General features: G+C 69.4%; 3 protein-coding genes. All 3 read left to right on the forward strand.

Annotated features, from left to right (window positions below; all coding sequences use genetic code 11):
- The first annotated feature begins 279 nt into the window (after positions 1-279).
- Positions 280-945 carry a dTMP kinase gene (tmk, locus tag BN3001_RS00015; RefSeq protein WP_058269798.1) on the forward strand — a complete coding sequence of 222 codons (666 nt, stop codon included), beginning with the start codon at positions 280-282 and terminating at the stop codon, positions 943-945.
- Position 946: 1 nt separating this feature from the next.
- A complete protein-coding gene (locus BN3001_RS00020) occupies positions 947-2095 on the forward strand; it encodes a DNA polymerase III subunit (RefSeq protein WP_058269799.1) in 1149 nt (382 codons plus the stop codon).
- The coding region (locus BN3001_RS00025; RefSeq protein WP_058269800.1) for a PSP1 domain-containing protein at positions 2074-3388 on the forward strand (1315 nt) is incomplete at its 3' end. The genes BN3001_RS00020 and BN3001_RS00025, both read left to right, overlap by 22 nt.

A 3388-nucleotide genomic window follows, 5' to 3' on the forward strand; every position in this document is an offset into this window, starting at 1 on the left:
ATCACCAGACGGACGCGACGGCGGGGACGAAGAGGAAAAGATAGCGAGCGAGACTGCAGTGGACAATGATGAATCGGGGTGTATACTAATACAGAGATGGGAGCATAAAAGAGGTGAAAAAGTGTCGAGTAGAAAAAAGAAGACGGGTAAAAGAGATAGAACCCAGAAAGACAAAGAAGTAGTTTTTTTTTTTAATGATACGGCGACCACCGAGATCTACACTCTTTCCCTACACGACGCTCTCCGGCTCCGGTGACGGCTCGGCCGAGGGACGCTAGCATGGACGGGCGCAAGGGCATCTTCGTCACCTTTGAGGGCGTTGACGGAGCGGGAAAGTCAACGCAGGTCACGGGCCTCGTCAGGCGACTTCGGAAGGCTGGCGTCGAGGTCGTCTCGCTTCGCGAGCCCGGCGGCACGCCCATCGGCGAGCAGATACGCGCCGTCCTCTTGGACCCCGCGAACGGCGACATGGCCGATGAGTGCGAGCTGCTGCTCATGAACGCCTCGCGCGCGCAGCTCGTGCGTCAGCGCGTGGAGCCGGCCCTTGCGCGCGACGCCGTGGTCATCTGCGACCGCTTCCTTGACTCCACCTTCGCCTACCAGCATGGCGGCCGCGGCATCGACGAGGAGACCACGCGCAGCTGCAACCTGCTGGGAAGCTGCGGCGTCGTGCCCGACCTGACCCTCGTCCTGGACCTCGAGCCTCAGGTCGGCCTGGGACGCGCCACGCGGCGCCGCGCCGACAGGCTCGAGGCGGAGGGCGTCGGCTTCCAGGCGCGCGTGCGCGAGGGCTACCTCACGCTCGCTCGCCTTGAACCCGGGCGCGTTCGGCTCGTCGACGCGGACGACGATCCCGCGGTGGTGGCCAGCCGTGTGGACTCGCTGCTCTGCGCGGCCTTTCCCCGTCTGCGCAGGGTGCTCGCCCCGGCGAGGGACGGTGCGTGACATGCCCGCGCCCCCGCCTCGCCTTCCGGACGCCCTGCGCGCGCTCGCGACGCAGCCGCGGGTGCGTGATTTTTTCGCCCGGGCCTTCTCGGAGGGCAGGCTGAGCCATGCCTACCTCTTCCTGGGGGTCCCCGGCTCGGGAAAGACCGAGGCGGCCCTGGCCCTGGCGCAGCTCCTCGTATGCCCCAACGGCGGGGACGGCACCTGTGACGAGTGCATCCGCGTGTCCCATCGCACCCATCCCGACGTGCACCTCCTTGCCCCCGAGAGCGCCTCGGGCTACCTCGTGCGGCAGGTGCGCGACCTCATCGACGACGTCAGCCTGGCCCCCACGCGCTCCCGGGCCAAGGTCTACATCCTGGGGCAGGCGGGGCTGCTCAGGGGCGCCGCCGCCAACGCGCTGCTCAAGACCATGGAGGAGCCGCCCGCAGGCGTGTACTTCGTCCTGATCGCCCGCTGTGCCGACGCGGTGCTGCCCACGCTCGTCTCCCGCTGCCAGCAGGTGCCTTTCCGGATCGTCGGGCCCGACGCGGCCGAGCGCGCCGTGGAGCTGCGCTCCGGCATTCGCGGGACGGACGCCCGCGTGGCCCTCTCCGTGGCGGGCACGCCCGACGCGGCCGCGTCGTTTCTCGCCTCGGCACAGCGGCGGCAGGTGCGCTCGTCCGTCGTGAGGGCGCTGGCGGGCCTGGCACATGACGACGCCTGGGACGTGCTGCTGGCGGCGCGCGAGATCGTGGAGGGGGTGCGCAGTCCCCTTGAGAGCTACCGGAAGGAGCAGGACAGGCGGACGAGGGAGAGCGGCGAGTATCTGAGCCCCGCCTCGCTGCGCCAGCTGGAGCAGGCCAACAAGCGCGAGCTTACCGCCCGGGAACGTTCGGGTATGATGGAGGCGCTCGCCGCCGCCGACTCGCTCCTGCGTGACGTGCTCGTGCGCCGCGAGGGCGTGTCCGAGCCCATCGTGAACGAGGACGTGACGGATGTGGTCGACCGCCTGGCGCAGACCGCCTCGAGCGAGGGCGTGCTGCGTGCCCTGGGCCGCGTCCTGGGCGCGGCCGACGACCTCGCGCATAACGTATCACCTCAGCTGGTCCTTGAGACCATGCTCCTGTCTGTCAAGGAGGCGCTCGCATGCCCACCGTCATCCCGGTGAAGTTCAGGTTCGTGACGCACGACCTCTGGTTTGACCCCGCCGACACGGGTGCGGAGGAAGGTGACCTCGTCATCTGCTCCACGGAGCGCGGGCAGGAGATCGGCCTTGCCACCCGTGACGCCAGAGAGGTGGACGGCGACGAGCTGGCGAGGACGACGGGCGACACCCGCCTGAGCAAGGTGCTGCGCATCGCCACCGACGAGGACCTCGACCGCGCCGACCAGCTCGCCCAGCAGGGGGACGACGCGCTCCCGCTGTTCCGGTCCGTCGTCCACGAGCTTGAGCTTGACATGAAGCCCGTGGGCGTGGAGTACCTCTTTGACGGCGGCAGGGTGGTCTGCTACTTCTCCGCCGAGGACCGCGTCGACTTCAGGCAGCTCGTCCGCGAGCTCAGTCGCACGCTGCGCAAGCGCATTGACATGCGCCAGATCGGCGTGCGCGAGGAGGCGGCCCTCGCCGGCGGGTTTGCCCACTGCGGCCAGGAGCTGTGCTGCGCACGCCTGGGACGCGAGTTCGAGCCCGTCTCGATTCGCATGGCCAAAGAGCAGGACCTGCCCCTCAACACGTCAAAGATCTCCGGCGCCTGCGGGCGCCTCATGTGCTGCCTGCGCTACGAGTTTGACGCCTACAAGGACTTCAAGCAGCGGGCCCCCAAGCGCAACGCCGTCATCAGCACCCCGTTGGGCAAGGCCAAGATCGTGGAGTACGACACGCCCAAGGAGCGCATCTGCCTGCGCCTGGAAAACGGCAAGCAGGTGAGGATACCCCTCTCGGACATGGAGACCTCCGACGCGGCGGTCAAGAAGAGCGAGGAGCTGCATTGCCCCTGCCGCCCCGACACCGTGACGCGCTCGGCGCTCGAGCGTCTCCAGTCGCCTGAGGTCGAGATGGCCCTGGCGGAGCTTGACCGCGCCCACGGCCTCATTCCCGAGGAGACCTTTGCCGACGAGGACATCTTCGTGAACAAGCGGCAGCGTCGTCGCGGCAGGGGCGAGGCCCCCCGACGCCAGGAGGCTCAGCGGCCGCAGGGCAAGGGGTCGTCCGAGGGAGGGCAACGCTCCCGCCGCCAGCGGCGCAAGGCCGCCGAAGGCGACGGTGCCCGCCTGGAGCCTGCCGCTTCGCAGCAGGGCGACCGGACGCCCGGCCCTAGGCGTCGGCGCCGTCACCATGCCGGCGACGCAGGCCAGGACCAGGCGGCGGGCGCCCAGGCTCCCGCGGGGACCGTGCAGGGCGATGCGACGCCAGGCGGCGCCCGCCCGACGCGCAGACGCCGCCGTCCGGGCGACCACGGCG

Source organism: Olsenella massiliensis, from assembly GCF_001457795.1.
Lineage (GTDB): Bacteria > Actinomycetota > Coriobacteriia > Coriobacteriales > Atopobiaceae > Olsenella_F > Olsenella_F massiliensis.

Excerpts from the sequence above, each read along its gene's own strand:
- tmk (WP_058269798.1), top strand. The coding sequence starts at position 280 with ATGGACGGGCGCAAGGGCATCTTCGTCACCTTTGAGGGCGTTGACGGA.
- BN3001_RS00020 (WP_058269799.1), top strand. The coding sequence starts at position 947 with ATGCCCGCGCCCCCGCCTCGCCTTCCGGACGCCCTGCGCGCGCTCGCG.